Origin of the sequence: Burkholderia sp. LMG 13014 (assembly GCF_905232215.1) — a bacterium.
Classification (GTDB): Bacteria; Pseudomonadota; Gammaproteobacteria; order Burkholderiales; family Burkholderiaceae; genus Burkholderia.
Map to the genome: position 1 here is coordinate 1 of NZ_CAJNKE010000683.1, position 2,870 is coordinate 2,870.

Genomic DNA, 2,870 nt, shown 5'->3' on the forward strand with positions numbered 1-2,870 from the left:
CCTGCGACAGCGGCGGCTGCGTCATCGACAGGCGTTCGGCCGCGCGGCCGAAGTGCCGCTCGTCGGCGACGGTCGCGAAATAGCGCCACTGGCGCAGGTCGGGAGTCGGATCGGCCATGGCTCACTCATTCGATAAACGACTTAATAAGCGACAAATAATATATTGGACATCCCAATCCGGAAACTCCATGCTTGATTGATCCGAACCGGCACGCCGTTCACCGGCGTTGCCCAGACAACGATGGAGTCCCCCATGGCTTACAACCGTCGCTCGAAGCACATCACGCAAGGCGTGGCCCGATCGCCGAACCGCTCGATGTATTACGCACTCGGCTACCAGAAGGACGATTTCGACAAGCCGATGGTCGGCATCGCGAACGGCCATTCGACGATCACGCCGTGCAATTCTGGCCTGCAGCGCCTGTCGGACGCGGCCGTCGCGGCCGTGAAGGCGGCCGACGCGAACCCGCAGATCTTCGGCACGCCGACGATTTCGGACGGCATGTCGATGGGCACCGAAGGCATGAAGTACTCGCTCGTGTCGCGCGAAGTGATCGCCGACTGCATCGAGACCTGCGTGCAGGGGCAATGGATGGACGGCGTGGTCGTCGTCGGCGGCTGCGACAAGAACATGCCGGGCGGGATGATCGCGCTCGCGCGCCTGAACGTGCCGGGCATCTACGTGTACGGCGGCACGATCCGCCCCGGCAACTGGAAAGGCCGCGAGCTGACGATCGTGTCGTCGTTCGAGGCGGTCGGCGAATTCACCGCAGGCCGGATGTCGCAGGAGGATTTCGAAGGCGTCGAGCAGAACGCCTGCCCGACGTCGGGGTCGTGCGGCGGGATGTACACCGCCAACACGATGAGTTCGTCGTTCGAGGCGCTCGGGATGTCGCTGCTCTATTCGTCGACGATGGCGAACCCCGACCAGGAGAAGGTCGACTCGGCCGCCGAATCGGCGCGCGTGCTCGTCGAAGCGGTGAAGCGCGACCTGAAGCCGCGCGACATCATCACGAAGGCATCGATCGAGAACGCGGTGTCGGTGATCATGGCGACGGGCGGCTCGACCAACGCGGTGCTGCACTATCTCGCGATCGCGCACGCGGCCGAGGTCGACTGGACGATCGACGACTTCGAGCGCATCCGCAAGCGCGTGCCCGTGATCTGCGACCTGAAGCCGTCGGGGAAATATGTCGCGACCGACCTGCATCGCGCCGGCGGGATTCCGCAGGTGATGAAGATCCTGCTCGACGCGGGGCTGCTGCACGGCGACTGCATGACGATCACCGACCGCACGCTCGCCGACGAGTTGAAGGACGTGCCGAGCGTGCCGCGCGCGGACCAGGACGTGATCTTCCCGATCGACCGTGCGCTGTACAAGGAAGGCCACCTTGCGATCCTGAAGGGCAATCTCGCGGAAGACGGCGCGGTCGCGAAGATCACCGGCCTGAAGAACCCGGTGATCACGGGGCCGGCACGCGTATTCGACGACGAGCAGAGCGCGATGGATGCGATTCTCGGCGACCGGATCCACGCGGGCGACATCCTCGTGCTGCGCTACCTCGGCCCGAAGGGTGGCCCCGGCATGCCGGAAATGCTCGCGCCGACCTCCGCGATCATCGGCAAGGGGCTCGGCGAATCGGTCGGCTTCATCACGGACGGCCGCTTCTCGGGCGGGACCTGGGGGATGGTGGTCGGCCACGTCGCGCCCGAAGCGTTCGTCGGCGGCACGATCGCGCTCGTGCAGGAAGGCGACTCGATCACGATCGACGCACACCAGTTACTGCTGCAGTTGAACGTCGACGACGCGGAACTCGCGCGCCGCCGCGCCGCATGGCAACAGCCGGCGCCGCGCTACACGCGCGGCGTGCTCGCGAAATTCGCTGCGCTTGCGCGCCCGGCAAACCAGGGTGCCGTCACCGGTTGACGCCGGCGCATCAAAACATGCGACCCCGATAAACATGGCCGCCGGGGGAACGCGCAAAACGCGCCTTCCCTTTGCTTTTATAATGCGCGGACCATGTAGCCGGCCGTCCCCGCCGGCGGAGAACCGCATGAAACACTCGATATTGCGCGCCCTGCTCGCCATGCTGTTGATCGGCAGCGCGGCGGCGGCGCGCGCCGACCAGGCCGACGGGCTCGCGCTTGCCCAGCGCAAGAACTGCATGGCCTGCCACGCGATCGGCAAGCCGCTGATGGGCCCGTCGTTCCGCGACATCGCCAGCAAGTATGCGGCGCGCGGCGACGCCGTCGACTACCTTGCTCAATCGATCGTGAAAGGCAGCGTCGGCGTTTGGGGCAGCGTGCCGATGCCCGCCAATACGCAACTGACGACCACCGAAGCCCACACGCTCGCGCAATGGGTGCTGTCGGTGCGCTGAACCTGAACCGGATCCGGGCAGGAATAGCCGCCGTGCCGGGTTCCGCCGACAAGCGGGCCTGCCCCGGCTGACCGGTGCAGTGCCTCGCCGGCGGTTTCACCACCTCTTACTGGAATCGCACCCCGTTTTTTACCGGAACGTCCGCACGCTCAACCGGCATGACCGGCACGGCGGCGTGCGATCTCTTCGTCGACCGCGTCGCGAACCCAGTCCATTACCTCGGTTTCCAGCGCCAGCGCCACTTCGCGCGTGATCTGGCCGACCAGCCAGGCCGAATGCTCATGCAGCGCGTCGCGACAGCGAGCTTCGATGGCGTCGCGCCCTTCCCCGGTCAGATAGTTCGTCAGGCGATTGCGCAAGCGCTCGGCGATGTGCTGCGCATCTTCCGGCGCCAGCCCGGCGGCGGCCTGCGTATCCGGCTGCGGCGCGGCGACCGGTACGACGGCCTCCGGCAAGTGCGCCTCTCGCGCGTGCCCGATCGCTTCGTGC

4 protein-coding genes are annotated in these 2,870 nt (G+C 66.4%); 2 read left to right on the plus strand and 2 right to left on the minus strand.

Features of this window, described 5'->3' with window-relative positions:
• On the minus strand, positions 1 to 118 hold a 118-nt coding region (locus JYJ84_RS33040), incomplete at its 3' end, for a LysR family transcriptional regulator (protein WP_205190011.1).
• Between the two features lie 135 nt (positions 119 to 253).
• On the opposite strand from JYJ84_RS33040, the gene ilvD reads away from it, so the two are divergent.
• Positions 254 to 1,927, plus strand: coding sequence for a dihydroxy-acid dehydratase (gene ilvD / locus JYJ84_RS33045; protein ID WP_175223042.1), 1,674 nt, complete (start codon positions 254 to 256; stop codon positions 1,925 to 1,927).
• Positions 1,928 to 2,054: 127 nt separating this feature from the next.
• The gene (locus JYJ84_RS33050; RefSeq protein WP_122946048.1) at positions 2,055 to 2,381 is read left to right on the plus strand and encodes a c-type cytochrome; all 327 of its coding nucleotides are present in this window, start codon (positions 2,055 to 2,057) and stop codon (positions 2,379 to 2,381) included.
• A 149-nt stretch (positions 2,382 to 2,530) separates the two neighbouring features.
• On the opposite strand, the gene JYJ84_RS33055 is transcribed toward JYJ84_RS33050, so the two are convergent.
• Positions 2,531 to 2,870 (minus strand): DUF2486 family protein (locus JYJ84_RS33055; RefSeq protein ID WP_205190010.1); only part of this gene is annotated, 340 nt, incomplete at its 5' end.

What these genes read in the sequence shown, in the direction of transcription:
- JYJ84_RS33050 (WP_122946048.1), top strand. Translation starts at nt 2,055, where the DNA reads ATGAAACACTCGATATTGCGCGCCCTGCTCGCCATGCTGTTGATCGGC.
- ilvD (WP_175223042.1), top strand. Translation starts at nt 254, where the DNA reads ATGGCTTACAACCGTCGCTCGAAGCACATCACGCAAGGCGTGGCCCGA.